Raw genomic sequence first — 22,117 nt, forward strand, 5'->3', positions numbered from 1 at the left:
TTCATGGGTCAAAAGGTAAATCCGGTCGGTCTTCGCGTCGGTGTCATCCGTGATTGGGAATCAAGATGGTTCGCTGGCAAAGACTACGCTGACTTATTACATGAAGACTTAAAAGTACGTGAATATATCGCTAAACGTTTAAACGATGCAGCTGTTTCTAAAGTTGAAATCGAACGCGCTGCTAACCGCTTAAACGTAACGATCCACACTGCAAAACCTGGTATGGTAATTGGTAAAGGTGGTACTGAAGTAGAATCACTTCGTAAAGCTCTTAACCAATTAACAGGCAAGCGTGTACACATTAACATCCTTGAAATTAAACGAGCAGATTTAGATGCTAAACTAGTAGCTGAAAACATCGCTCGCCAACTTGAGAACCGTGTATCATTCCGTCGTGCTCAAAAGCAAGCTATTCAACGTAGTATGCGTGCTGGCGCACAAGGTATCAAAACAATGGTATCTGGTCGTTTAGGCGGAGCTGATATTGCTCGTTCTGAATATTACAGTGAAGGTACAGTTCCACTTCATACACTTCGCGCTGATATTGACTATGCTCACGCTGAAGCAGATACTACTTATGGTAAACTTGGTGTGAAAGTATGGATCTATCGTGGAGAGGTTCTTCCTACTAAAAAGAAAACTGAGGAAGGAGGAAAATAATTATGTTATTACCAAAACGCGTTAAATATCGTCGCGAACACCGCGGAAAAATGCGTGGACGCGCTAAAGGTGGTACGGAAGTACATTTCGGTGAATTCGGTTTACAAGCTACTGAAGCTTCTTGGATTACAAACCGTCAAATCGAAGCTGCTCGTATCGCAATGACTCGTTACATGAAACGTGGCGGTAAAGTATGGATTAAAATTTTCCCTTCTAAACCTTATACTGCTAAGCCTCTAGAAGTCCGAATGGGTTCTGGTAAAGGTGCTCCTGAAGGTTGGGTAGCAGTTGTTAAACCTGGAAAAGTAATGTTTGAAATTTCAGGTGTATCTGAAGAGGTTGCACGTGAAGCTTTACGTTTAGCTGCACACAAGCTACCTGTAAAATGTAAGTTTGTAAAACGTGAAGAAATTGGTGGTGATTCTAATGAAAGCTAATGAAATTCGTGACCTTACCACTGCTGAAATTGAACAAAAAGTTAAGGCTTTAAAAGAAGAGTTGTTTAACCTTCGTTTCCAATTAGCGACTGGACAATTAGAGAATACTACTCGTATTCGCGAAGTGCGCAAATCGATCGCTCGTATGAAAACTGTAGTTCGTGAAAGAGAGATTGCTGCTAATAAATAATTAAGTCTGAGAGGAGGCTTTCAGAATGAGTGAACGCAACCAACGTAAAGTTTACACTGGCCGCGTAGTTTCTGACAAAATGGATAAGACTGTTACTGTTCTTGTTGAAACTTACAAAAAGCATTCGCTTTATGGCAAGCGTGTAAAATACTCAAAGAAATTCAAAGCTCACGATGAAAACAATACAGCTCAACTAGGCGATATCGTGAAGATCATGGAAACTCGTCCGTTATCAGCTACTAAACGTTTCCGTCTAGTAGAAGTTGTAGAAAAAGCTGTTATCATCTAATAGTTAAGATAGATCGGATAAGAATGATTCATCCGAAGGGAGGTTTCGTACATGATTCAACAAGAATCTCGTTTAAAAGTTGCAGACAACTCTGGTGCACGTGAGGTACTTACTATTAAAGTACTTGGTGGTTCAGGTCGCAAGACAGCAAACATTGGTGATGTTATCGTTTGTACGGTGAAACAAGCAACACCAGGAGGCGTTGTTAAAAAAGGTGACGTTGTTAAAGCTGTTGTTGTACGTACAAAAAGTGGTGTTCGCCGTACTGACGGTTCTTACATCCGTTTCGACGAAAATGCTTGCGTAATCATCCGTGACGACAAAGGACCACGTGGTACTCGTATCTTCGGACCAGTTGCTCGTGAATTACGTGATAACAACTTCATGAAGATCGTATCATTAGCTCCAGAAGTTATCTAATTGATATATAGAACAAATACAAAATGCCTTTTAAGGAGGTGCGAATAGGATGCATGTTAAAAAGGGCGACAAAGTAGTGGTTATCTCTGGTAAAGACAAAGGTAAGCAAGGTGAAGTACTTGCAGCTTTCCCAAAGAAAGACCGTGTACTTGTTGAAGGCGTGAACGTTGTTAAAAAACACTCTAAACCTTCTCAAGTAAATCCACAAGGTGGAATCGTTAGCCAAGAGGCACCTATCCACGTATCAAACGTAATGCCGTTGGATCCTAAATCTGGTGAGCCAACTCGTGTTGGGTACCAAGTTATCGATGGCAAAAAGGTACGTGTAGCAAAAAAATCTGGTGAAACTTTAGATAAATAATTAATGAAATGTGAAGGGAGGTTTAGTTCACATGAACCGTCTTAAAGAGAAATTTACAAAAGAGATTACTCCTGCTCTAGTTAGCAAGTTTAATTATGAATCTGTAATGCAAGTGCCAAAAATCGACAAGATCGTAATCAACATGGGTATCGGTGATGCTGTTTCTAACTCAAAAGCTTTAGATAACGCTGTTGAAGAACTAGCTGAAATCACTGGTCAAAAACCTGTTGTAACTCGTGCGAAAAAATCTATCGCTGGTTTCCGTCTTCGTGAAGGTATGCCAATCGGTGCGAAAGTTACTTTACGCGGCGAGCGTATGTACGAATTCTTCGATAAACTAGTATCAGTATCACTTCCACGTGTGCGTGATTTCCGTGGTGTATCTAAAAAAGCATTTGATGGTCGTGGAAACTACACGTTAGGTGTTAAAGAACAATTGATCTTCCCAGAGATCGATTATGATAAAGTAACTAAAGTTCGTGGTATGGATATCGTTATTGTTACAACAGCAAACACTGATGAAGAAGCTCGTGAGCTTTTAACTCAGTTCGGTATGCCATTCCAGAAGTAATAACTGCCAACGTTAAGCAGAGGAGGCGAAAATGTGGCTAAAAAATCAATGATTGCGAAGCAAAAACGCCAGCAAAAATTCCAAGTACAAGAGTATACACGTTGCGAACGTTGTGGACGTCCACACTCAGTACTACGTAAATTCAAGCTTTGCCGTATTTGTTTCCGTGAGCTTGCTTATAAAGGTCAAATTCCTGGTGTTAAAAAAGCTAGTTGGTAAAACCCAAGTTTGGGAAGGAGGTAAATTAATATGGTAATGACTGATCCTATTGCAGATTTACTAACTCGTATCCGCAATGCGAACATGGTTCGTCATGAGAAAATTGAAGTTCCTGCTTCTAACATTAAGAAGCAAATTGCAGAAATCCTTAAGCGTGAGGGTTTCGTACGTGATGTAGAATACATCGAAGACAACAAACAAGGTATTATCCGTATCTTCTTAAAATACGGTTCAAATAACGAACGTGTAATTACAGGCTTAAAACGTATCAGTAAACCTGGTCTACGTGTTTATGCAAAAACTAACGAAGTACCACGTGTACTTAACGGTTTAGGTATCGCAATCGTTTCTACTTCTCAAGGTGTTTTAACTGACAAAGAAGCTCGTCAAAAGCAAACTGGTGGAGAAGTATTAGCGTACGTTTGGTAATAAGTTTTAAATGTGAATGGAGGTGTAACTATGTCACGTGTTGGTAAAAAGCCTTTAGAACTTCCAGCAGGTGTTACAGTTACGAACGAGAGCAACACTGTAACTGTAAAAGGACCAAAGGGTGAATTAACTCGTACATTCCACCCTGAAATCGAAATTAAAGTTGAAGACAACGTACTAGTTGTTAATCGTCCTAGCGACAATAAAGAGCACCGCGCTCTTCACGGAACTACTCGTAGCCTTTTAGGTAACATGGTTGAAGGTGTTACTAAAGGATTCGAACGTGGTTTAGAATTAGTCGGTGTAGGTTACCGTGCACAAAAATCTGGTAGCAAATTAGTATTGAGCGTTGGATACTCTCACCCAGTTGAGATTACTCCTGAAACAGGAATCGAAATCGAAGTTCCTTCTCAAACTAAGATCGTTATTAAAGGTATTGATAAAGAACGCGTAGGTGCATTAGCTGCAAATATTCGTGACGTTCGTCCACCAGAGCCTTACAAAGGTAAAGGTATTCGTTACGAAGGCGAATATGTACGTCGTAAAGAAGGTAAAACTGCTAAGAAGTAATGCCGGTTAGGTAAAAGAAAGGAGTGCCCGAAATGATCACGAAGCTTGATAAAAACAAAGTTCGTAAAAAAAGACATGCTCGTGTTCGTGCGAAGTTATCTGGAACTGCAACTCGTCCGCGTTTAAACGTGTTCCGTTCTAATCAACATATTTACGCACAAGTTATCGACGATTTAAATTCAGTAACAATCGCAAGTGCTTCAACGTTAGATAAAGACCTGACTTTAGAAAGCACTGGTAACACTGAAGCTGCTATCAAAGTTGGCGAATTAGTCGCTAAACGCGCAGTAGAAAAAGGTGTAAACGAAGTAGTATTCGACCGTGGCGGTTATTTATATCATGGCCGTGTTAAAGCATTAGCTGACGCTGCTCGTGAAGCTGGATTACAATTCTAATTGTAAAAGGAGGGAAAATCATGCGTCGTATTGATCCAAATAAATTAGAGCTTGAAGAACGTGTTGTTACCGTTAACCGCGTAGCTAAAGTTGTGAAAGGTGGACGTCGTTTCCGCTTCGCTGCATTAGTTGTAGTTGGTGACAAAAACGGTCACGTTGGATTCGGTACTGGTAAAGCACAAGAGGTACCAGATGCAATCCGTAAAGCTATTGAAGATGCGAAGAAAAACTTAATTACTGTACCTATGGTTGGTACAACTATTCCACACGAAATCCTTGGACAATTTGGTGCAGGTCAAATTTTCTTAAAACCTGCTTCTGAAGGTACAGGAGTTATCGCTGGTGGCCCAGTTCGTGCGGTACTAGAATTGGGTGGAGTAAGTGATATTCTATCTAAATCTTTAGGTTCAAACACTCCAATCAACATGGTACGTGCAACTCTTAACGGTTTAGCTAACCTAAAACGTGCTGAAGATGTTGCAAAACTACGTGGCAAGACTGTAGAAGAACTGTTAGGATAAGGGAGGGATATAGAATGGCAAACAAACTAGCAATTACCCTTACTCGTAGCGTAATTGGTCGTCCAGAAGATCAACGTGTAACTGTTCGTACACTTGGCCTACGTAAGTTAAATCAAACTGTCGTTCAAGACGATAATCCTGCAATTCGCGGAATGATTAACAAAGTAGCTCACCTTGTTACAGTAAAAGAGCAATAAGTATAAATTGTCACTCTAAGGAGGTGCTCCGGAATGAAACTTCATGAATTGAAACCAGCTGAAGGTTCACGTAAAGTACGTAACCGTGTAGGTCGTGGTACTGGTTCAGGTAACGGAAAGACTTCAGGTAAAGGTCACAAAGGGCAAAACGCTCGCTCTGGCGGTGGCGTAAGACCTGGCTTCGAAGGTGGTCAAACTCCTTTATTCCGTCGTCTTCCAAAACGTGGGTTCACTAATATCAATCGCAAAGAATACGCGATCGTTAATTTAGAAGCTCTTAACCGTTTTGAAGATGGAACTGAAGTAACACCAGAATTATTAATCGAAACTGGTTTAGTAAGCAAAGCAAAAGCTGGCGTTAAAGTACTAGGAAACGGTACATTAAACTCTAAGCTAACTGTTAAAGCTGCTAAATTCTCTTCAACTGCTAAAGAAGCTATCGAAGCTGCTGGCGGTACAGTTGAGGTGATCTAATGTTTCAAACAATCTCCAATTTAATGCGCGTGCGTGAAATAAGACAAAAAATCTTTTTCACTTTGTTAATGTTAATTGTCTTCCGAATTGGTACATTTATTCCTGTACCAAGTGTTAATACGGATGTACTAAAATTGCAAGATGGGTTAAATGTATTCGGAGTTCTGAATACATTTGGCGGCGGCGCGTTAAAAAACTTCTCCATTCTTGCTATGGGCATTATGCCTTATATTACAGCATCCATCATCGTCCAATTATTGCAGATGGATGTTGTACCTAAGTTTACAGAATGGTCAAAGCAGGGAGATGTTGGGCGCCGTAAATTAGCTCAAGTAACTCGTTATGGAACAATTGTGCTTGGATTTATCCAGGCTTTAGGTATGTCTATAGGATTCAACAATATTTCGGGCGGACAATTGATCGCTAATCCAGGAATTTCTACGTATCTTCTAATTGCTACAGTGTTAACGGCAGGTACTGCCTTCTTAATGTGGTTAGGAGAGCAGATTACTGCAAAAGGCGTAGGTAATGGTATTTCTATCATTATCTTTGCTGGGATTGCAGCTGGTATTCCGACAACATTAAATCAAATTTATGCACAGCAATTTGAAGACGTTGGGGATCAATTATTCATTCGTATCGTAACGGTAGTTTTAATTGCAATTGCAGTTTTAGCTATTATTGTTGGGGTTATTTATTTCCAACAAGCGCTACGAAAAATTCCTATTCAATATGCAAAGGGTTCAGCTGGTCGTAATCCTGTTGGAGGTCAATCCACTCATTTACCGTTAAAAGTAAATGCTGCTGGGGTTATTCCTGTTATCTTTGCAGTTTCATTTATTATTACACCACCAACAATTGCATCATTTTTCGGTCCAAATGATGTAACGACATGGATTCAGAATACATTTGACTATACTAAGCCAATTGGTATGATAGTGTATGTAGCGTTAATCATTGCTTTTTGTTACTTCTATACATTTGTTCAAGTTAACCCTGAACAAGTAGCAGAGAACTTGAAAAAGCAAGGTGGCTACATCCCAGGCATCCGTCCTGGTAAAAGCACACAAGCTTATTTAACGAAAGTGTTATATCGTCTGACATTAATCGGCTCGATATTCCTTGCGTTAATTGCTGTGTTGCCGGTTCTGTTCATCAAAATTGCAAACTTACCATCATCTGCTCAGATCGGCGGTACTAGTTTGTTAATTGTTGTCGGTGTAGCTCTTGAGACAATGAAACAGCTTGAGAGTCAATTAGTGAAACGCCATTATAAGGGATTTATTAAGTAAAGCTGTTTAGTGGGAAGCAAGCTGCTTTCCCATTAAACGGATAAGATACTGAGGGGGAAGCAAGAAATGAATTTAGTGTTAATGGGCCTTCCTGGTGCTGGGAAAGGTACTCAAGCAGAAAAAATCGTTGAGCATTACGATATCCCTCATATCTCAACAGGAGATATGTTCCGAGCTGCAATTAAAGAAGGAACGCAACTAGGTTTAAAAGCTAAATCATTTATGGATCAAGGTAACCTTGTTCCTGATGAAGTAACAATTGGAATTGTGCGCGAGCGTTTAAACAAACAAGATTGTGAAAACGGCTTTTTACTTGATGGCTTCCCAAGAACAGTAGCCCAAGCAGAAGCTCTTGAAACAATTACAAAAGAACTAAACAAGCAAATTGATTATGTGATTAATATTGATGTAGATCAAAGCATTTTAATGGAGCGTCTTACTGGACGCCGCATTTGTAAAGATTGCGGAGCTACTTACCACTTAGTATTCAATCCTCCTGCGAAAGAAGGAGTTTGTGACAAATGTGGCGGAGAGCTTTACCAACGTGCAGATGACAATGCTGAGACGGTTTCAACTAGACTTTCAGTTAATGTTAAACAATCTCAACCTCTACTTGATTTCTATCAAGAAAAAGGTTATCTACGCAATATTAATGGTAATCAAGATATTAACATTGTGTTTGAGGATGTTCGTCAATTACTTGCTGGGGTTAAGCAATGATCATTTGCAAGACACCAGAGGAAATTGAGGTCATGCGTGAAGCTGGACGAATCGTGGCTTTAACTCATCAAGAGTTAAAAAAGCATATCGCTCCAGGTATTACGACTATAGAATTGGATGCAATTGCTGAAAATTTTATTCGTCAACATGATGCAATTCCGTCTTTTAAAGGGTATAATGGTTTTCGCGGCAGTGTATGTGCTTCTGTGAATGAAGAATTAGTTCATGGTATTCCGGGTGAACGCAAGCTTAATGAAGGGGATATCATCAGTTTAGACATCGGAGCTAAATTCGGTGGCTATCACGGTGATTCAGCTTGGACATATGGAGTAGGAAAGATTTCATTAGAAAATCAAGAGCTGCTTGATGTGACTGAGCAATCTCTCTACAAAGGATTAGCAGAAGCTAAGCCGGGTGAGCGTTTGTCGAATATTTCACATGCTATTCAACAGTACGCAGAATCACGTAACTTTTCGATTGTAAGAGAATATGTTGGCCATGGGGTCGGCAAAGACTTACATGAAGATCCGCAAGTACCTCATTATGGTCCACCGAATAAAGGACCGCGTCTACGTCCAGGCATGGTATTGGCAGTTGAGCCAATGGTGAATGCTGGTATGCGATATGTAAAAACATTACCTGATAACTGGACAGTTGTCACAGTAGATGGTAAAATGTGTGCGCACTTCGAACATACTATTGCAATTACTGAGACGGGATATGAAATTCTGACAGCATTGTAATGTTAAAGGATGTTATCTCTATCCATTCCTCGCTAGATGCACTGGACAGTAAACAGTAATTATCTAAATTCACGATGATCGTTTTTCGTCTGAATTGCTGTTAAAATGGTAAAGATGTATATTAGCGTCAATCATCTTGAATTTAATGATTACGATCTCCGGATGTTCAGAACAGGTTCTTTTTAAGTCGTTTAATGATAGCTTGTTACTGTTTCAAAGAAAGGAGAGCACTTTAATGGCAAAAGACGATGTAATTGAAGTTGAAGGTACAGTTGCTGAGACTTTACCTAACGCTATGTTCAAGGTAGAATTAGAAAATGGTCATACAGTACTTGCTCACGTATCAGGAAAAATTCGCATGCATTTCATTCGAATCTTACCTGGTGATAAAGTAACTGTAGAATTGTCACCATACGATTTAACTCGCGGTAGAATTACGTACCGTTTCAAATAAAACCTATGCACTCCGTACTATCAAGGAGGTATGAAACATGAAAGTCAGACCATCAGTTAAACCAATCTGCGAAAAATGTAAAGTTATCCGTAGAAAAGGTAAAGTAATGGTAATTTGTGAAAACCCTAAGCATAAACAAAAACAAGGTTAATCAATAAGGAGGTGCACTATTCATATGGCACGTATTGCTGGTGTTGATATTCCTCGTGACAAGCGTGTAGTAATTTCATTAACATACATTTTCGGTATTGGTCGTCCAACTGCTGAAAAAGTTCTAGCTGAAGCTGGAGTTTCTGAAGATACTCGCGTTCGTGACTTAACAGAAGAAGAATTAGGTAAAATTCGTGATATTTTAGATAGCTATAAAGTAGAAGGCGATCTTCGTCGTGAAGTTTCTTTAAACATCAAACGTTTAATTGAGATTGGTTCATACCGTGGTATCCGCCACCGTCGTAGTTTACCAGTTCGTGGTCAAAACAGTAAAAACAATGCTCGTACACGTAAAGGCCCACGCCGTACTGTAGCGAACAAGAAGAAATAATTAGTAAGGGAGGTCATTAACAGATGGCACGTAAAACTAATACACGTAAACGTCGCGTGAAAAAGAATATTGAAGCTGGTGTAGCTCATATTCGCTCAACGTTTAACAACACTATTGTAACAATTACAGATGTTCACGGTAATGCGATTGCTTGGTCTAGTGCAGGCGCACTTGGCTTCAGAGGTTCTCGTAAATCTACTCCATTTGCTGCGCAAATGGCTGCTGAAACTGCTGCTAAAGTTTCTATGGATAACGGAATGAAAACTCTTGAAGTTACAGTTAAAGGCCCTGGTGCTGGTCGTGAAGCAGCTATCCGTGCTCTTCAAGCTGCAGGTTTAGAAGTAACAGCTATTAAAGATGTTACTCCTGTACCTCACAACGGATGCCGCCCACCAAAACGTCGTCGTGTATAATTAATATGTATAGATTCTATTTCGTTGTCTATAATGATGATGGTGTAGAATTTATTCATGCAACGAAATGTTTTCCATTTGTTGTGCACATTCGGGAACTGTCTAATAGGGAATTTCGGTTAGGCATTTGAGAAATCAGCCGTCTAGCCGAGGTTTCGACGTTTTGAAGGAGGGTTTATATTGATAGAGATTGAAAAGCCAAAAATCGAAACGGTAGAAATCAGCGATGATAGAAAGTACGGTAAATTCGTCGTCGAACCACTTGAGCGTGGATATGGTACTACTTTGGGTAACTCCTTACGTCGTATCCTATTATCCTCACTCCCTGGTGCAGCTGTAACATCTATTCAAATTGAAGGTGTATTACATGAATTTTCAACAGTTCCTGGAGTTGTTGAAGATGTAACAAACATCATTTTAAACGTTAAAAAGTTAGCGTTAAAGATTTACTCTGATGAAGAGAAAACACTTGAGATCGATGTTAAAGGTCCTGGTACAGTAACGGCTGCTGACATTCAAGCAGACAGCGATATCGAAGTTCTAAATCCGGATCTTCATATTGCAACACTTGAGTCAGATGCTCATTTCCGTATGAGACTTACTGCTCGCACAGGTCGAGGTTATAATCCTGCCGATGCTAACAAGCGTGAAGACCAACCAATTGGTGTACTTCCAATTGATTCAATCTATACGCCTGTTACTCGCGTATCGTATTATGTAGAGAATACTCGTGTTGGTCAAATGACAAATTACGATAAGTTAACGTTGGATGTTTGGACTGACGGTAGCATCGAGCCAGAAAAAGCTGTTGCTTTAGGTGCAAAGATTCTAACGGAACACTTAAATATCTTCGTTAACTTAACAGATGAAGCTCAAAAAGCAGAGATTATGGTAGAAAAAGAAGAAGACCAGAAAGAAAAAGTTCTAGAGATGACGATCGAGGAACTAGATTTATCTGTTCGTTCTTACAACTGCTTAAAACGAGCAGGCATCAATACTGTACAAGAGCTTGCTAATAAAACAGAAGAAGATATGATGAAAGTTCGTAACTTAGGCCGTAAATCTTTAGAAGAAGTTAAAGCTAAACTTGAAGAATTAGGTTTGGGTCTACGTAAGGACGACTGATTATATCTACCTGTTTAACTACTTAACAAAGGAGGGGACCTCACATGTCTTACCGTAAATTAGGTCGTACAAGCGCACAACGCAAGGCGCTTCTTCGTGATTTAACAACTGATTTAATCATCAGTGAACGCATTGAGACAACTGAAGCTCGTGCAAAAGAATTACGTTCAACTGTTGAAAAAATGATTACTTTAGGTAAACGTGGAGATCTACACGCTCGTCGTCAAGCTGCATCTTACATCCGTAATGAAGTAGCTAACGAAGAAGCTGGTCAAAGCGCTTTACAAAAACTATTCAGCGATATCGCTACTCGCTACGAAGATCGCCAAGGCGGTTACACTCGTATCTTAAAAGTTGGACCTCGCCGTGGTGACGGTGCTCCAATGGTTATCATTGAATTAGTTTAATATTTTTAATACAGATAGAAAAGGGCGAGACAGTGTGTAACTAGTCGTTGCCCTTTTTTTATACCTAAAACCGGGTAAATAGTGTAAAAAATCAATGTAGGCAATGCTGCAATAGAAAAAGCTGAGAGGAAGATAGCGTTGAAAGAAATGTCTTTAGAGGTAAAAGATTTATGCTTTCGATACGATCCTGAAGCAGACCTAACATTAGATCACCTTTCTCTCTCTGCTTATAAAGGTGAATGGTTAGCGATAGCTGGACATAATGGATCTGGTAAGTCGACGCTGGCACGAATTCTAAACGGCCTTTTGCTACCTGAAAAAGGAACGGTTCGAGTGGGCGATACTCTTTTATCTGAAGAAACAATATGGGATGTGCGCAAGCAGATTGGAATGGTGTTTCAAAATCCAGATAATCAATTTGTTGGCTCAACCGTTCAAGATGATATTGCGTTTGGGCTTGAAAACAACGGGATTCCATTTGAGATTATGGAAAAACGTATACCTGAAGCAATCGAAATGGTCAATATGAGTGCTTTTCTGGATCAAGAGCCTCATCAGCTATCAGGTGGACAAAAACAGCGTGTGGCCATTGCGGGTATAATTGCCGTACAGCCATCTGTCATCATTCTAGATGAAGCAACATCTATGTTAGATCCTATTGGGCGAACTGAAGTGCTTGAAACTGTTAGAAAATTAAAAGAAGAAAAACAACTGACGGTTATTTCAATTACTCACGATTTAGATGAAGTAGCAATGGCTGACAGAGTCGTTGTGATGAACAAAGGGAAGATATATGCAACAGGTACTCCACGCGAAGTATTTGCATTAGGTTCCAAGTTAACGGATATTGGACTAGACTTGCCGTTTTCCGTTAAACTAAGCCATCGTTTTGCTTCCGTAGGAATTCCTTTATCAAAAATTCATTTAACAGATGAGGACTTGGTGGACGAACTATGGACATTATATTCAAAGAAGTAGAGCATCGTTATCAAGTTAATACACCATTTGAACGAATTGCTCTACATGACTTAAATTTAAACATTCAATCAGGTACATTTTTGGCTGTTATTGGCCATACTGGTTCTGGGAAATCAACAATCATACAGCATCTGAATGCCTTATTGAAGCCAACTGCTGGTGAAATTCAAATCGGTGAGCGCACCATTAAAGCCAATCGAAAAGAAAAGAATTTAAAAGCTATTCGTCAGCAAGTAGGCGTGGTGTTTCAATTTCCAGAACATCAGCTTTTTGAAGAAACGGTGGAAAAAGATATAGCTTTTGGACCAATGAATTATGGCGTTTCGGAAGAAGAAGCAAAGCAAAAAGCAAGAGAGCTTATCAAGTTAGTAGGGTTGCCAGAAGACATTCTCACCAGATCTCCTTTTGATTTGAGCGGTGGACAAATGCGTCGTGTAGCGATAGCAGGTATTTTAGCGATGAATCCTAATGTGCTAATTTTAGATGAACCAACTGCTGGATTGGACCCTAGAGGGCGTCAAGAAATTATGAATATGATTTATCGTCTTCATAAAGAAAAAGGCTTGACGACGATTCTCGTGACTCACAGCATGGAAGATGCAGCTATGTACGCTGATGAGCTAATTGTGATGAATAAGGGAACGGTTGCGATGAAAGGGTCACCTAGAGAAGTGTTTGGTCAGCATACGCAGCTAAAAGAATATGGATTGGATGTTCCAGAATCGCTTCGCTTTATGCTGAAGCTGCAAGAGAAATTTCAGCTTGAAGCATCGGATACGGTAATTACCTTTTCTGAAGTGGTAGAGAAAGTGCAGCACCTTATGCAGCAAGGTGAACGATTATGATGAACTCAATCATTATTGGTAAGTATGTGCCGGGTCAATCGGTTGTCCATCGAATGGATCCTCGGGCCAAGCTGCTTCTTGTGTTTGCGTATGTATTAATTGTGTTTTTAGCAAATAACCCTATCGGCTATGCTTTTTTAGGTGTGTATACCCTTATGATAGTGGCCATGAGTAAAGTGCCCCTTTCGTTTATTTTAAGAGGGTTAAAGCCCGTTATGTTTATTATTATCATCACGTTTCTTTTGCACATTTTTATGACAAAGGAAGGTCCTCTTTTATTTGAATGGGGATGGTTTTCTGTCTATAAAGGCGGCCTTATTCAAGGTGTTTTAATTTCCTTGCGCTTCTTGTTCTTAATTTTAATTACGACGATGCTAACTTTAACGACTACGCCTATTGAAGTAACAGATGGAATGGAAAGCTTGCTGAATCCATTTAAAAAGCTCAAGCTTCCCGTACACGAATTAGCTTTAATGATGTCCATTTCTCTTCGCTTTATTCCTACATTGATGGAAGAGACAGATAAAATTATTAAAGCGCAGACAGCACGAGGAGTGGACTTTAGCAGCGGCCCCGTTACGGATCGTTTGAAAGCTGTCGTTCCTTTGCTTGTTCCTCTATTTATAGGTTCATTTAAGCGTGCTGAAGAGCTAGCTATTGCCATGGAAGCAAGGGGTTATAAAGGCGGAGAAGGGCGTACAAAGTATCGTCAATTGAAATGGGGAAGCATAGATACAATTATGCTTTTACTTCTGCTGGCAGTAGCAGTTGTTTTAGTGCTGATTAGAACGTAAAGATTGTTTGGTGAAAAGATGAAACGTTTAAAATGTATAGTTGCATACGACGGCACACACTTTTCAGGTTATCAAGTTCAGCCCAATAAGCGAACTGTTCAACTGGAGATTGAAGCCGTTTTAGAGAAAATGCATAACAAAAAAGTGCCGATTTACGCCTCTGGACGAACGGACACAAATGTTCATGCACAGGGGCAAGTCATTCATTTTGATACAAACCTAAATATTCCATGTGATAAGTGGAAAAAAGCATTGAATTCAATGCTACCAGATGATATTGTAATGAAGAATGTATGTGAAGTTGATGCACATTTTCACGCCCGGTATGACGTTACTTCAAAAGAGTATCGCTATCATATTTTGCGCGGCGAAGATCGAAATCCTTTCACTCGTTCTTATGCATACCATTACCCTTATCCATTAGACTACTCAAAAATGAAAAAAGCCATCACATATTTACTCGGTACACACGACTTTACAAGCTTTTGTTCAGCGAGAACAGAAGTGGAAGATAAGATTCGTACGATTTACAAGATTGATATGTATGAAGAGAATAGTCAGCTTGTGTTTAGATTCGTTGGAAGTGGCTTTCTGTATAATATGGTTCGTATTCTTGTTGGAACGCTTTTAGAAGTAGGACAAGGCCGTATTGAACCAGATGCTATAAAAGATATTCTAGAAAGCAAATCACGTCCTCGTGCAGGGAAAACTGCGCCTTCGCAAGGACTATATTTATGGCGCGTTTTCTATGACAACTAAACCTGGTGTAACATTTTCTTGACATTAGTAGCTTAAAGATATAATATATCATATGGTATGTATTTTAACCCCACGGTTAGCCCCGGAAATTAATCGTGTTGAAATAGAAGGTTGAAATAATTTTATAATTGATGATGAAAATTAGGAGGGAAACTCATGCGTACAACTTTCATGGCGAAAGCAAACGAAGTAGAGCGTAAATGGTATGTTGTCGATGCTGAAGGTAAAACTTTAGGTCGTTTAGCAAGTGAAGTAGCATCAATCTTACGCGGTAAACATAAACCAACTTTTACACCACATGTTGATACTGGTGATCACGTGATCCTTATCAATGCGTCAAAAATCGAACTAACAGGTAAAAAATTAACTGATAAAATTTATTACCGTCACAGCATGCACCCAGGTGGTTTGAAACAACGTACAGCATTAGAAATGCGTACTAACTACTCTGAGAAAATGCTTGAATTAGGAATCAAAGGCATGCTTCCAAAAGGTAGCCTAGGCCGTCAAATGTTCAAAAAATTACATGTGTATGCTGGTGAAACACATCCACATGAAGCACAAAAACCAGAAGTTTACGAACTTCGCGGATAATTAATAAGAGGAGGTTATTATCTTGGCACAGGTACAATATTACGGAACTGGTCGTCGTAAAAGCTCTGTTGCTCGTGTACGTTTAGTACCAGGTAACGGTCGCGTAACAATCAACGGTCGTGAAATCGAAGAATACATTCCATTTGCTGCACTACGTGAAGTAGTAAAACAACCACTTGCTTTAACTGAAACTGTAGGTAACTATGACGTATTTGTAAACGTTAATGGTGGAGGTTATGCAGGTCAAGCTGGCGCTATTCGTCACGGAATCTCTCGTGCTTTATTAGAAGCAGACCCTGAATACCGTGGAACATTAAAACGTGCTGGTCTATTAACTCGTGACGCTCGTGCGAAAGAACGTAAAAAATACGGTCTTAAAGGCGCTCGTCGTGCACCACAATTCTCAAAACGTTAATTTTATATTACGTTTCAAGCCTTGGTCTTTGGACCAGGGCTTTTTTTATTTGTTGTTTGCGTATGAGACGAAGGCTTGTGCAGACAATATGTAAAAAAGGGAGGCGTTATCGTGAATGAGGTTACATATTTAAAAGAAAAACGTTATGAAAAAGAAATGAAATATGAACGCAAAGTCCTAAGGGAACTGTCGTTTGATTTGCTTCAAGAGAGGCTGCGCCGTTATTTTCATCCAATGTTTCAGTGGAATATGCTAGGAGACGAACATGTGGAGGAGTACTGTCTTGATATTGCCATCGAATCATTTTTATTAGGTGCCCGGGTGAGTAAACGTGGTAAAGGCTACGAAGACTTTCAGAAGCACAGTAAGCAAGAAGAGTCTCTTTTAATTGATACATTGTACGGAGCCGTCAGCATGTCTGTAACAGATCTTTATCAAGATGGTCTGTATTATTTGTGTCAAGGATATGTGCAAGACTGGTGGAAAGAAGGTTATCGAACCGCAGAAAAAAGACGTCGGTTACGTTTGCATTAAAAAGTACTCATAATTCCCGTTCTTGTCCCATATAGAAATAAATAGGTGAGGCAAGAAGGGAAGGGATAAAATGTCTAAAGTAAAAATAATGAGCACAATTATAGCGCTTCTCGTTCTTTTTGTCATTGTACAATATCAGATAGATCATAGAACATCATCCGGTTCGCTTTCACTTCCTCTTAGCGGGAAAGTTATTGTACTAGATCCTGGACACGGCGGTGTTGATGGAGGAGCCGTAGGAGGGGATGAAGTGCTTGAAAAAGAAATAACTCTTAAAATTTCGTTAATGCTTCGGGACTATCTGCAAGAGCAAGGGGCACTTGTTATTATGACAAGAGAAAAAGACGAAGACCTAGCGGCCAAAGACACAAGAGGATACAGTCGCAGAAAAGTAGAAGACTTAAAAAATCGCTTAACGATGATTAATAAATCCAATGCTGATTTGTACTTAAGTATTCACTTGAATGCTATTCCATCCTCTGCGTGGAGAGGGGCTCAAACTTTCTATTACGGGTCCCTAAAAGAAAACGAGCAAGTGGCCAAACTCATTCAACAAGAGCTAAGAAATAATCTGGATAATACGAGTCGTGAAGCAAAAGCTATTCAAACGCTTTACCTTCTTAAGCATTCCAAGCCACCAGGTGCTTTGGTTGAAGTAGGATTCTTATCAAATCCTACAGAACGTAAAATGCTTCAATCGAAACGCTATCAAAAAAAGTTAGCTGAATCCATTTATGAAGGAGTCAGCCGGTATTTTACTGGAGAAAAGCCCAAATAAAAAGCATAGCATCCTTCTATTCAGAAAAATCTAATATGTATGATATACTTGATAGTATAAATAAATAGATTTTAACATGGTGGTGGGAGTATGCTAACGGAAAAGCAAGTAAAAGAAGTAGTAGGGGAAATTACGGATCCATTTTTAAATAAAAAACTATCAGAAACAGATGCGATTAAAGAAATAACAATCAAAGCTGAAAAACAGCATATAAGCCTGAAGATTGCTGTTGCAAAAACAGGTACTAGTGAACAGCTGGGCCTTCAAGGCACGATTGTAGAAGAATTAAAAAAAGCAGGTGTACAGTCGGTTGGACTGCGATTTGTTGAGTTTACGCCTGAAGAACTTCAGCAGTACCGCGCTGAGCAACCGAATACTGGCAACTTACTAACTAGTCCGAATGCACCTGAATTTATTGCTATTGCCAGCGGTAAAGGAGGCGTTGGTAAATCAACAGTCTCTGTTAACTTGGCCGTTTCTCTAGCTCGTTTAGGAAAGAAAGTTGGTTTAATTGATGCTGACATCTATGGATTCAGCGTCCCAGATATGATGGGAATCACACAGCGTCCTGTAGTAGAAGGTGAAAAGATTATTCCAGTTGACCGTTTCGGAGTAAAAGTTATTTCCATGGGCTTCTTTGTAGAAGATAATTCACCCGTTATTTGGCGAGGACCTATGCTTGGAAAAATGTTGACGAGCTTTTTTACAGAAGTTGAATGGGGAGAATTAGATTATCTTTTACTAGACTTACCTCCCGGAACAGGTGATGTCGCATTAGACGTTCACTCCATGCTTCCTGCTTGTAAAGAAGTCATTATTACGACACCACATCCTACAGCCGCATTTGTTGCAGCTAGAGCGGGTGCTATGGCTTTGAAAACTGATCATGAGGTAATTGGAGTTGTAGAAAATATGGCCTACTTTGAAAGCCAGCTAACAGGGGAAAAAGAGTATGTATTTGGTAAAGGCGGAGGTCCAAAACTTGCTGAGGAACTTCAGACAGAGCTTTTAGGACAGCTTCCGTTAAGTCAGCCCGACTGGAATGAAGAAGATTTTGCACCTTCCATTTACGATGAATCGCATCGTTTAGGTAAAATATATGGAGAGATTGCAAGCAAGATTGCATTTATTTGCGAAAATGAAAAAGCAGCAACAGGAAAATAACAAAAAGCACGCGCTGTTCGAGCGCGTGCTTTTTGTTATTATACAGAGAGTTCAATCTGCGCCTTTTTTAAATCAAATGCAAGGTTTTGTTTTAAGAGAGCTAAAAATGTTTTTCCAGCTGTACTTACGGTGTGAGACTGGTGCTTTAAAATGCCGATTGCAGGCCCGTCATGCAAGTCATGAATTGTTTTAACCACCACTTGATCTGGCGGAAGAGTTGCGCTTATTTGTGGAACAACGGCTATTCCTAAGTTTTCTTTTACAAAATGCTGAAGTGTGCTAATAGTGCCTAACTGGACTTTAGCAGGCAGCTGGCCTGTTCGCTCAAAGAGTAGCTGCTCAATTTTCTTTTGAACGGAAGATTGCCCAGCTGTAATCAGCGTTTCGTGTATTAAATCTTTTGCAAAGATTGTTTTTCTTTTTGTTAGAGCATGATTGAATGGTAGTAGCAGCACAAGTTTTTCCGTTAGTAATGCCTCAAATTCTATATCTCTGAACGATTCTGAGACAGTGCCAATCGCGAAATCAATTTCTTGATTGCGTATATGTTGATGAAGGTGCTTTTCGTCTGCAACGAGTAAGCTAATTTCTGTGTTGGGATATCTTTTTTTAAATAATGAGAGAATGGAAGGCAGTCGACTGCTTGCTGTAGGTTCCGCAGCACCTATACGGATCGTGCCAGCTTCGCCTGTTGAATAATCCTTTAAGGTGTTATTTAGATATTCATATTCCTTTAGTAAAATATTTGCCCGCTCGTAAAAGATTTTACCTGCTTCAGTAAGTTTAATGCTTTTTCCTCGTTCTAAAAGCTTAAATCCTAGTTCGGATTCTAACTTTTGAATGTGCAGCGTAATGGTAGGCTGAGAGTACTTTAAATATTCAGCGGCTAATTGAAAGCTTCCTAAACGAACAATGGTTTGAAACGTTTTAATAACGCGAAATTCCATCAAATTCCCTCCTTTTGCTATAAAACGATTGTGTTAATTTCTAATATTTTACCATAAAGCTAAGAATTAAAGTTTACAATTCCAATAAAAATACTAAGTATTAAAAAATATAAAGAAGTCATTTAGGTTTTTTAATAAAAATAAATGACATAATTAAATACGCACCTCATATGAGATGCGTATTTAATCACTGCTGTTGCTGTTCTCCGCCTGAATCAGATCCAGAGGAAGAAGAACCACCGTCGTCGCTGCTTTGTTTTTGTCCACCTTGTGTTTCTTCAGCAGCTTTCAAAAGAATGTCTTGAATTTTAGATTGATAAAGAGGGCTATCAAACGTTTCGGTCATAATCTTTTGTAAATAAGTGCGATATTCTTTACTCTTTAAAACAGTCAGTACTTCTTTTTCCATAGCCGGATCCTTTAAAACATCTTGAAGCATTCCTTGATATTCAGGATCTTTCATCAGTTGTTTGATGACCGTCTTATTTTCTTTTTCCAAACTTTTAGCAAAGCTTTCAGCAAACTTCGGATCATCCATGGCTTTTTTCCAAAATTCCACGCCTTTATCTGATACTAGGGTTTGAGAAATTGTATCTTTTATCGCGTTTTGATCCATTAAAATATCTTGTCTAACAGAAGGGTCTTTCATAATTGCCTCGACTGCTTTTTTTCCTTCATCTGTTTTTAAAATATCAACAACCATTTTCTTTGTTTGATCATAATCCATACCATTGTTCTCTTCATCTTGCGGTGCACAGGCTGTAGCTAAAAGCATACACATTCCTATATAAATGAGGAGCATGAGTCGCTTTTTCATAGTAATGAGCTCCTTTCCTAATATGCTTACGCTTAATATGAGATAATCAAGGTTTTTTATTCATAAAAGAGCTCTAGATTTTTCAAAACGTGATTGGTACAATTTATGAAAAGGTACAATTTTGTAACTTATGGGGGAGATGGAAGTGAATAGTCGAAATTGGGTTCGTCTATTTCTAACCACGTTAGCTGTCGGGGGTATAAGTACAGCTGTTGTTGGGTTTGCGGTGCGCTGGGGGGAATACGGTCACTTATTTCAACAAGGAAAGATAGGAGAAATTGTTGCTGTTTTAACATGGCTCGTAGGCGTAGGGTTTATTTTTAGTTTAATTAGCCAAATGGGTTTTTTTGCATATTTAACTATTCACCGATTTGGGTTGGGAATTTTTAAATCTGCATCACTTTGGAAATCGGTTCAAATTGTATTTGTTTTATTTGTATTATTTGACGTTGCTTATTTTCGATATAAGTTCTTTCAACAACCGGGAGAAGGCATAGGCAAGTATATTTTGTTAAGCGTTTTCTTGTTAGCGGTGGGGTTATTAGTGGCGTATGCAAAGAAAAAGCAGACGAATAAAGAGGCTTTTGTACCAGCGCTGTTTTTTATGATTGTTGTAACGACAATTGAATGGTTCCCAGCGCTGCGAACGAACGAAGAAAGCTGGCTTTACCTTATGTTGTTTCCACTTCTAATTTGTAATATGTATCAACTTCTTATTTTGCCCAAACTTCTTACGCACGCAAGAATAGCAAAAGCAGACAAATAGCATATTTGTCTGCTTTTGCTTTCCATATGCAGTGGAAATAGATCTCAGCGTATATCTTTTACTTGGGTTTTTGAATTTGAAATTAATGTTGAAACACTTACGTTTGAGACTTTTTTATTTTGTAATGAATTCTTGATATATGGAATAGCCTTTGCTGTTTGTTGAGCGGAGTCAGACGCGTGCAGCAATATAATATCCCCCCCGTCTAAAGGCTTTGTAACATTCGAGACAATTTTTTCAACCCCTGGATTTGTCCAGTCTTTAGAATCAATGCTCCAGTGAACAGTAGTATATCCTATATCTGCCGTTAATTTTAAGATGTCTTTATTAAATTGCCCGTTAGGAGGACGAAGAAGGTGAACATCTTTAAGGCCTAGTGAATCAAAGACTTTCTTTGATTTTGCAAGATCCTGTCTAATCTCATTAGGTTCTAGGCTTGTGTAAGAAGTATAGTCATAGCCCATTGTGCCAATTTCGTGACCTTCTTTCTTAATGCGCTCTACAATATCTGGATGACGCTCAGCCCATGAAGCAGATAAAAAGAAAGTAGCATGTTCAATATGCTGTCTTTTTAGTTCATTCAGAATGGGAATAGCTCTTTCATCTCCCCAGCTGATGTTAAATGTAAGAGCAACTTCCTGATTTTTGTCATCCGCCTTATAAACAGCTCTTGGACCGTTATCTGTTGAAAACACGGGAAAGTGAAACGTCTGCTGAGCATAGAGAAAAAAGCTTGTAAAAAACGCAGCAACTACGATAAGCATTGTTTGTTTGATTCTTTTGGCTCGAATAGTATAAAACATATTCATTTTGTCACCTCATTTAATAAGTAGTACTTGTCTAATTTGTATGCGTTTTGTCTACAATTAATAACAGGTAAGGAAAAGAAGAAGTGATTTTATTTTGATGTTTGAGAATCAATGTCGCAAAAAGCAGGTGAATCAATGAAAATTTGTTTATTTAATCAGGTGGAGTGTTTAGAGTTAGAAGCACTACTTAGAGAAGAAATGAAGAGAACAAACGTTGCTTTTCAACAAAGTTTGAATCATGTAGTTCTTGAACGAAACATTCAAGAGAAGTATCAAATCCTTTCAAAGATCTTGCTAAGGTTCGGTGAAAGCAGGGAAGTAAATAAGGTTTTTTGATGAAATGAAAAAAACTTTTCAAAAAGTGTTGACTTTATATAGTATAGATGTTAAATTATTAAATGTCGCTGATGAGTGATTGGAAAACAATCGCAATTCATCAGAAATAAAATATTGAAAAAGTTGTTGACAAATGAAAGACAACTTGTTAAT

The 22,117-nt window shown here is 39.1% G+C and carries 37 protein-coding genes; 34 read left to right on the plus strand and 3 right to left on the minus strand.

The window, feature by feature from the left end; translation table 11 throughout:
* Positions 1–3: 3 nt before the first annotated feature.
* From rpsC to MKY06_RS00860, 32 genes are all read left to right on the plus strand, one after another.
* On the plus strand, positions 4–660 hold the full coding sequence (rpsC, locus tag MKY06_RS00705) for a 30S ribosomal protein S3 (protein ID WP_013054933.1): 657 nt from the start codon (positions 4–6) through the stop codon (positions 658–660).
* Positions 661–662: 2 nt separating this feature from the next.
* The gene (rplP, locus tag MKY06_RS00710; RefSeq protein WP_013054934.1) at positions 663–1,097 is read left to right on the plus strand and encodes a 50S ribosomal protein L16; all 435 of its coding nucleotides are present in this window, start codon (positions 663–665) and stop codon (positions 1,095–1,097) included.
* Positions 1,087–1,287 carry a 50S ribosomal protein L29 gene (rpmC, locus tag MKY06_RS00715; protein WP_013054935.1) on the plus strand — a complete coding sequence of 67 codons (201 nt, stop codon included), beginning with the start codon at positions 1,087–1,089 and terminating at the stop codon, positions 1,285–1,287. The genes rplP and rpmC overlap by 11 nt, the downstream gene beginning before the upstream one ends.
* 25 nt (positions 1,288–1,312) lie before the next feature.
* Positions 1,313–1,576 carry a 30S ribosomal protein S17 gene (gene rpsQ / locus MKY06_RS00720; protein ID WP_013054936.1) on the plus strand — a complete coding sequence of 88 codons (264 nt, stop codon included), beginning with the start codon at positions 1,313–1,315 and terminating at the stop codon, positions 1,574–1,576.
* 51 nt (positions 1,577–1,627) lie between these two features.
* Positions 1,628–1,996, plus strand: a complete 369-nt coding sequence (rplN, locus tag MKY06_RS00725) for a 50S ribosomal protein L14 (protein ID WP_013054937.1) — start codon at positions 1,628–1,630, stop codon at positions 1,994–1,996.
* Positions 1,997–2,045: 49 nt separating this feature from the next.
* Entirely contained in the window at positions 2,046–2,357 is a 312-nt protein-coding gene (gene rplX / locus MKY06_RS00730; protein ID WP_013054938.1) for a 50S ribosomal protein L24, read from the plus strand.
* A 31-nt stretch (positions 2,358–2,388) separates the two neighbouring features.
* Positions 2,389–2,928: a 50S ribosomal protein L5 gene (rplE, locus tag MKY06_RS00735; protein ID WP_013054939.1), complete on the plus strand. Its 540-nt coding sequence runs from the start codon at positions 2,389–2,391 to the stop codon at positions 2,926–2,928.
* A gap of 33 nt (positions 2,929–2,961) precedes the next feature.
* Entirely contained in the window at positions 2,962–3,147 is a 186-nt protein-coding gene (locus MKY06_RS00740) for a type Z 30S ribosomal protein S14 (protein WP_013054940.1), read from the plus strand.
* Positions 3,148–3,177: 30 nt separating this feature from the next.
* The gene (rpsH, locus tag MKY06_RS00745) at positions 3,178–3,576 is read left to right on the plus strand and encodes a 30S ribosomal protein S8 (protein ID WP_013054941.1); all 399 of its coding nucleotides are present in this window, start codon (positions 3,178–3,180) and stop codon (positions 3,574–3,576) included.
* 30 nt (positions 3,577–3,606) lie between these two features.
* Positions 3,607–4,146 (plus strand): 50S ribosomal protein L6, encoded by a 540-nt coding sequence (rplF, locus tag MKY06_RS00750; protein WP_013054942.1) that lies wholly within the window; start codon positions 3,607–3,609, stop codon positions 4,144–4,146.
* 32 nt (positions 4,147–4,178) lie between these two features.
* Positions 4,179–4,541 (plus strand): 50S ribosomal protein L18, encoded by a 363-nt coding sequence (gene rplR, locus MKY06_RS00755; protein ID WP_013054943.1) that lies wholly within the window; start codon positions 4,179–4,181, stop codon positions 4,539–4,541.
* Positions 4,542–4,561: 20 nt separating this feature from the next.
* Positions 4,562–5,062, plus strand: a complete 501-nt coding sequence (gene rpsE, locus MKY06_RS00760) for a 30S ribosomal protein S5 (protein WP_013054944.1) — start codon at positions 4,562–4,564, stop codon at positions 5,060–5,062.
* Positions 5,063–5,076: 14 nt separating this feature from the next.
* A complete protein-coding gene (gene rpmD / locus MKY06_RS00765; RefSeq protein ID WP_013054945.1) occupies positions 5,077–5,259 on the plus strand; it encodes a 50S ribosomal protein L30 in 183 nt (60 codons plus the stop codon).
* Between the two features lie 33 nt (positions 5,260–5,292).
* On the plus strand, positions 5,293–5,733 hold the full coding sequence (gene rplO, locus MKY06_RS00770; protein WP_013054946.1) for a 50S ribosomal protein L15: 441 nt from the start codon (positions 5,293–5,295) through the stop codon (positions 5,731–5,733).
* Positions 5,733–7,025, plus strand: coding sequence for a preprotein translocase subunit SecY (secY, locus tag MKY06_RS00775; RefSeq protein ID WP_013054947.1), 1,293 nt, complete (start codon positions 5,733–5,735; stop codon positions 7,023–7,025). Before rplO ends, secY begins: the two co-directional genes overlap by 1 nt.
* A gap of 66 nt (positions 7,026–7,091) precedes the next feature.
* Positions 7,092–7,745 carry an adenylate kinase gene (locus tag MKY06_RS00780; protein ID WP_013054948.1) on the plus strand — a complete coding sequence of 218 codons (654 nt, stop codon included), beginning with the start codon at positions 7,092–7,094 and terminating at the stop codon, positions 7,743–7,745.
* Positions 7,742–8,488, plus strand: coding sequence for a type I methionyl aminopeptidase (map, locus tag MKY06_RS00785; RefSeq protein ID WP_014462024.1), 747 nt, complete (start codon positions 7,742–7,744; stop codon positions 8,486–8,488). Before MKY06_RS00780 ends, map begins: the two co-directional genes overlap by 4 nt.
* A gap of 235 nt (positions 8,489–8,723) precedes the next feature.
* Positions 8,724–8,942 carry a translation initiation factor IF-1 gene (gene infA / locus MKY06_RS00790; RefSeq protein ID WP_010285101.1) on the plus strand — a complete coding sequence of 73 codons (219 nt, stop codon included), beginning with the start codon at positions 8,724–8,726 and terminating at the stop codon, positions 8,940–8,942.
* A gap of 37 nt (positions 8,943–8,979) precedes the next feature.
* Positions 8,980–9,093, plus strand: a complete 114-nt coding sequence (gene rpmJ, locus MKY06_RS00795; RefSeq protein ID WP_003156543.1) for a 50S ribosomal protein L36 — start codon at positions 8,980–8,982, stop codon at positions 9,091–9,093.
* 24 nt (positions 9,094–9,117) lie between these two features.
* Positions 9,118–9,483 (plus strand): 30S ribosomal protein S13, encoded by a 366-nt coding sequence (gene rpsM / locus MKY06_RS00800; protein ID WP_013054950.1) that lies wholly within the window; start codon positions 9,118–9,120, stop codon positions 9,481–9,483.
* A gap of 23 nt (positions 9,484–9,506) precedes the next feature.
* Complete coding sequence (gene rpsK, locus MKY06_RS00805; protein ID WP_013054951.1) at positions 9,507–9,896, plus strand: 30S ribosomal protein S11; 390 nt, start codon at positions 9,507–9,509, stop codon at positions 9,894–9,896.
* 180 nt (positions 9,897–10,076) lie between these two features.
* Positions 10,077–11,021, plus strand: coding sequence for a DNA-directed RNA polymerase subunit alpha (locus tag MKY06_RS00810; protein WP_013054952.1), 945 nt, complete (start codon positions 10,077–10,079; stop codon positions 11,019–11,021).
* A 44-nt stretch (positions 11,022–11,065) separates the two neighbouring features.
* Positions 11,066–11,428 carry a 50S ribosomal protein L17 gene (gene rplQ / locus MKY06_RS00815; RefSeq protein ID WP_013054953.1) on the plus strand — a complete coding sequence of 121 codons (363 nt, stop codon included), beginning with the start codon at positions 11,066–11,068 and terminating at the stop codon, positions 11,426–11,428.
* Between the two features lie 138 nt (positions 11,429–11,566).
* Positions 11,567–12,406, plus strand: coding sequence for an energy-coupling factor ABC transporter ATP-binding protein (locus MKY06_RS00820; protein WP_013054954.1), 840 nt, complete (start codon positions 11,567–11,569; stop codon positions 12,404–12,406).
* The gene (locus MKY06_RS00825; protein WP_013054955.1) at positions 12,382–13,251 is read left to right on the plus strand and encodes an energy-coupling factor ABC transporter ATP-binding protein; all 870 of its coding nucleotides are present in this window, start codon (positions 12,382–12,384) and stop codon (positions 13,249–13,251) included. The genes MKY06_RS00820 and MKY06_RS00825 overlap by 25 nt, the downstream gene beginning before the upstream one ends.
* Positions 13,248–14,045, plus strand: coding sequence for an energy-coupling factor transporter transmembrane component T family protein (locus MKY06_RS00830; RefSeq protein WP_013054956.1), 798 nt, complete (start codon positions 13,248–13,250; stop codon positions 14,043–14,045). Before MKY06_RS00825 ends, MKY06_RS00830 begins: the two co-directional genes overlap by 4 nt.
* An 18-nt stretch (positions 14,046–14,063) precedes the next feature.
* Positions 14,064–14,804 (plus strand): tRNA pseudouridine(38-40) synthase TruA, encoded by a 741-nt coding sequence (gene truA / locus MKY06_RS00835; protein WP_013054957.1) that lies wholly within the window; start codon positions 14,064–14,066, stop codon positions 14,802–14,804.
* A gap of 156 nt (positions 14,805–14,960) precedes the next feature.
* Positions 14,961–15,398 carry a 50S ribosomal protein L13 gene (gene rplM / locus MKY06_RS00840; RefSeq protein WP_013054958.1) on the plus strand — a complete coding sequence of 146 codons (438 nt, stop codon included), beginning with the start codon at positions 14,961–14,963 and terminating at the stop codon, positions 15,396–15,398.
* A 22-nt stretch (positions 15,399–15,420) separates the two neighbouring features.
* Complete coding sequence (rpsI, locus tag MKY06_RS00845; RefSeq protein WP_013054959.1) at positions 15,421–15,813, plus strand: 30S ribosomal protein S9; 393 nt, start codon at positions 15,421–15,423, stop codon at positions 15,811–15,813.
* Positions 15,814–15,924: 111 nt separating this feature from the next.
* On the plus strand, positions 15,925–16,347 hold the full coding sequence (locus MKY06_RS00850) for a DUF2521 family protein (protein ID WP_013054960.1): 423 nt from the start codon (positions 15,925–15,927) through the stop codon (positions 16,345–16,347).
* A gap of 70 nt (positions 16,348–16,417) precedes the next feature.
* A complete protein-coding gene (gene cwlD, locus MKY06_RS00855) occupies positions 16,418–17,125 on the plus strand; it encodes an N-acetylmuramoyl-L-alanine amidase CwlD (protein ID WP_013054961.1) in 708 nt (235 codons plus the stop codon).
* 90 nt (positions 17,126–17,215) lie between these two features.
* Positions 17,216–18,289, plus strand: a complete 1,074-nt coding sequence (locus MKY06_RS00860; protein ID WP_057275199.1) for an Mrp/NBP35 family ATP-binding protein — start codon at positions 17,216–17,218, stop codon at positions 18,287–18,289.
* A gap of 38 nt (positions 18,290–18,327) precedes the next feature.
* Here MKY06_RS00860 and MKY06_RS00865 read toward each other — a convergent pair whose 3' ends face one another.
* Positions 18,328–19,236 carry a LysR family transcriptional regulator gene (locus MKY06_RS00865; protein WP_013054963.1) on the minus strand — a complete coding sequence of 303 codons (909 nt, stop codon included), beginning with the start codon at positions 19,234–19,236 and terminating at the stop codon, positions 18,328–18,330.
* 187 nt (positions 19,237–19,423) lie between these two features.
* Positions 19,424–20,053: a spore germination lipoprotein GerD gene (gene gerD / locus MKY06_RS00870; RefSeq protein WP_013054964.1), complete on the minus strand. Its 630-nt coding sequence runs from the start codon at positions 20,051–20,053 to the stop codon at positions 19,424–19,426.
* A gap of 145 nt (positions 20,054–20,198) precedes the next feature.
* Between gerD and MKY06_RS00875 the strand changes: the two genes are divergently transcribed.
* The gene (locus tag MKY06_RS00875; RefSeq protein ID WP_013054965.1) at positions 20,199–20,819 is read left to right on the plus strand and encodes a KinB-signaling pathway activation protein; all 621 of its coding nucleotides are present in this window, start codon (positions 20,199–20,201) and stop codon (positions 20,817–20,819) included.
* 44 nt (positions 20,820–20,863) lie between these two features.
* On the opposite strand, the gene pdaB is transcribed toward MKY06_RS00875, so the two are convergent.
* Positions 20,864–21,628, minus strand: a complete 765-nt coding sequence (gene pdaB / locus MKY06_RS00880; RefSeq protein ID WP_013054966.1) for a polysaccharide deacetylase family sporulation protein PdaB — start codon at positions 21,626–21,628, stop codon at positions 20,864–20,866.
* 135 nt (positions 21,629–21,763) lie between these two features.
* Between pdaB and MKY06_RS00885 the strand changes: the two genes are divergently transcribed.
* Positions 21,764–21,964 carry a hypothetical protein gene (locus tag MKY06_RS00885; protein WP_014462000.1) on the plus strand — a complete coding sequence of 67 codons (201 nt, stop codon included), beginning with the start codon at positions 21,764–21,766 and terminating at the stop codon, positions 21,962–21,964.
* Positions 21,965–22,117: the final 153 nt, after the last annotated feature.

It is taken from the genome of Priestia sp. FSL P4-0332, assembly GCF_038005845.1.
GTDB lineage: Bacteria > Bacillota > Bacilli > Bacillales > Bacillaceae_H > Priestia.

Excerpts from the sequence above, each read along its gene's own strand:
- rplM (WP_013054958.1), top strand. The coding sequence starts at position 14,961 with ATGCGTACAACTTTCATGGCGAAAGCAAACGAAGTAGAGCGTAAATGG.
- MKY06_RS00885 (WP_014462000.1), top strand. The coding sequence starts at position 21,764 with ATGAAAATTTGTTTATTTAATCAGGTGGAGTGTTTAGAGTTAGAAGCA.
- rplO (WP_013054946.1), top strand. The coding sequence starts at position 5,293 with ATGAAACTTCATGAATTGAAACCAGCTGAAGGTTCACGTAAAGTACGT.
- rplF (WP_013054942.1), top strand. The coding sequence starts at position 3,607 with ATGTCACGTGTTGGTAAAAAGCCTTTAGAACTTCCAGCAGGTGTTACA.
- rpsQ (WP_013054936.1), top strand. The coding sequence starts at position 1,313 with ATGAGTGAACGCAACCAACGTAAAGTTTACACTGGCCGCGTAGTTTCT.
- rplN (WP_013054937.1), top strand. The coding sequence starts at position 1,628 with ATGATTCAACAAGAATCTCGTTTAAAAGTTGCAGACAACTCTGGTGCA.
- rpsH (WP_013054941.1), top strand. The coding sequence starts at position 3,178 with ATGGTAATGACTGATCCTATTGCAGATTTACTAACTCGTATCCGCAAT.
- rplX (WP_013054938.1), top strand. The coding sequence starts at position 2,046 with ATGCATGTTAAAAAGGGCGACAAAGTAGTGGTTATCTCTGGTAAAGAC.
- truA (WP_013054957.1), top strand. The coding sequence starts at position 14,064 with ATGAAACGTTTAAAATGTATAGTTGCATACGACGGCACACACTTTTCA.
- rplQ (WP_013054953.1), top strand. The coding sequence starts at position 11,066 with ATGTCTTACCGTAAATTAGGTCGTACAAGCGCACAACGCAAGGCGCTT.
- MKY06_RS00860 (WP_057275199.1), top strand. The coding sequence starts at position 17,216 with ATGCTAACGGAAAAGCAAGTAAAAGAAGTAGTAGGGGAAATTACGGAT.
- rpsK (WP_013054951.1), top strand. The coding sequence starts at position 9,507 with ATGGCACGTAAAACTAATACACGTAAACGTCGCGTGAAAAAGAATATT.
- pdaB (WP_013054966.1), bottom strand. The coding sequence starts at position 21,628 with ATGAATATGTTTTATACTATTCGAGCCAAAAGAATCAAACAAACAATG.
- MKY06_RS00780 (WP_013054948.1), top strand. The coding sequence starts at position 7,092 with ATGAATTTAGTGTTAATGGGCCTTCCTGGTGCTGGGAAAGGTACTCAA.
- rplR (WP_013054943.1), top strand. The coding sequence starts at position 4,179 with ATGATCACGAAGCTTGATAAAAACAAAGTTCGTAAAAAAAGACATGCT.
- cwlD (WP_013054961.1), top strand. The coding sequence starts at position 16,418 with ATGTCTAAAGTAAAAATAATGAGCACAATTATAGCGCTTCTCGTTCTT.
- gerD (WP_013054964.1), bottom strand. The coding sequence starts at position 20,053 with ATGAAAAAGCGACTCATGCTCCTCATTTATATAGGAATGTGTATGCTT.
- MKY06_RS00825 (WP_013054955.1), top strand. The coding sequence starts at position 12,382 with ATGGACATTATATTCAAAGAAGTAGAGCATCGTTATCAAGTTAATACA.
- rpmC (WP_013054935.1), top strand. The coding sequence starts at position 1,087 with ATGAAAGCTAATGAAATTCGTGACCTTACCACTGCTGAAATTGAACAA.
- rpmD (WP_013054945.1), top strand. The coding sequence starts at position 5,077 with ATGGCAAACAAACTAGCAATTACCCTTACTCGTAGCGTAATTGGTCGT.
- MKY06_RS00830 (WP_013054956.1), top strand. The coding sequence starts at position 13,248 with ATGATGAACTCAATCATTATTGGTAAGTATGTGCCGGGTCAATCGGTT.
- rpsE (WP_013054944.1), top strand. The coding sequence starts at position 4,562 with ATGCGTCGTATTGATCCAAATAAATTAGAGCTTGAAGAACGTGTTGTT.
- infA (WP_010285101.1), top strand. The coding sequence starts at position 8,724 with ATGGCAAAAGACGATGTAATTGAAGTTGAAGGTACAGTTGCTGAGACT.
- secY (WP_013054947.1), top strand. The coding sequence starts at position 5,733 with ATGTTTCAAACAATCTCCAATTTAATGCGCGTGCGTGAAATAAGACAA.
- rpmJ (WP_003156543.1), top strand. The coding sequence starts at position 8,980 with ATGAAAGTCAGACCATCAGTTAAACCAATCTGCGAAAAATGTAAAGTT.
- rplP (WP_013054934.1), top strand. The coding sequence starts at position 663 with ATGTTATTACCAAAACGCGTTAAATATCGTCGCGAACACCGCGGAAAA.
- rpsC (WP_013054933.1), top strand. The coding sequence starts at position 4 with ATGGGTCAAAAGGTAAATCCGGTCGGTCTTCGCGTCGGTGTCATCCGT.
- map (WP_014462024.1), top strand. The coding sequence starts at position 7,742 with ATGATCATTTGCAAGACACCAGAGGAAATTGAGGTCATGCGTGAAGCT.
- rplE (WP_013054939.1), top strand. The coding sequence starts at position 2,389 with ATGAACCGTCTTAAAGAGAAATTTACAAAAGAGATTACTCCTGCTCTA.
- MKY06_RS00865 (WP_013054963.1), bottom strand. The coding sequence starts at position 19,236 with ATGGAATTTCGCGTTATTAAAACGTTTCAAACCATTGTTCGTTTAGGA.
- rpsM (WP_013054950.1), top strand. The coding sequence starts at position 9,118 with ATGGCACGTATTGCTGGTGTTGATATTCCTCGTGACAAGCGTGTAGTA.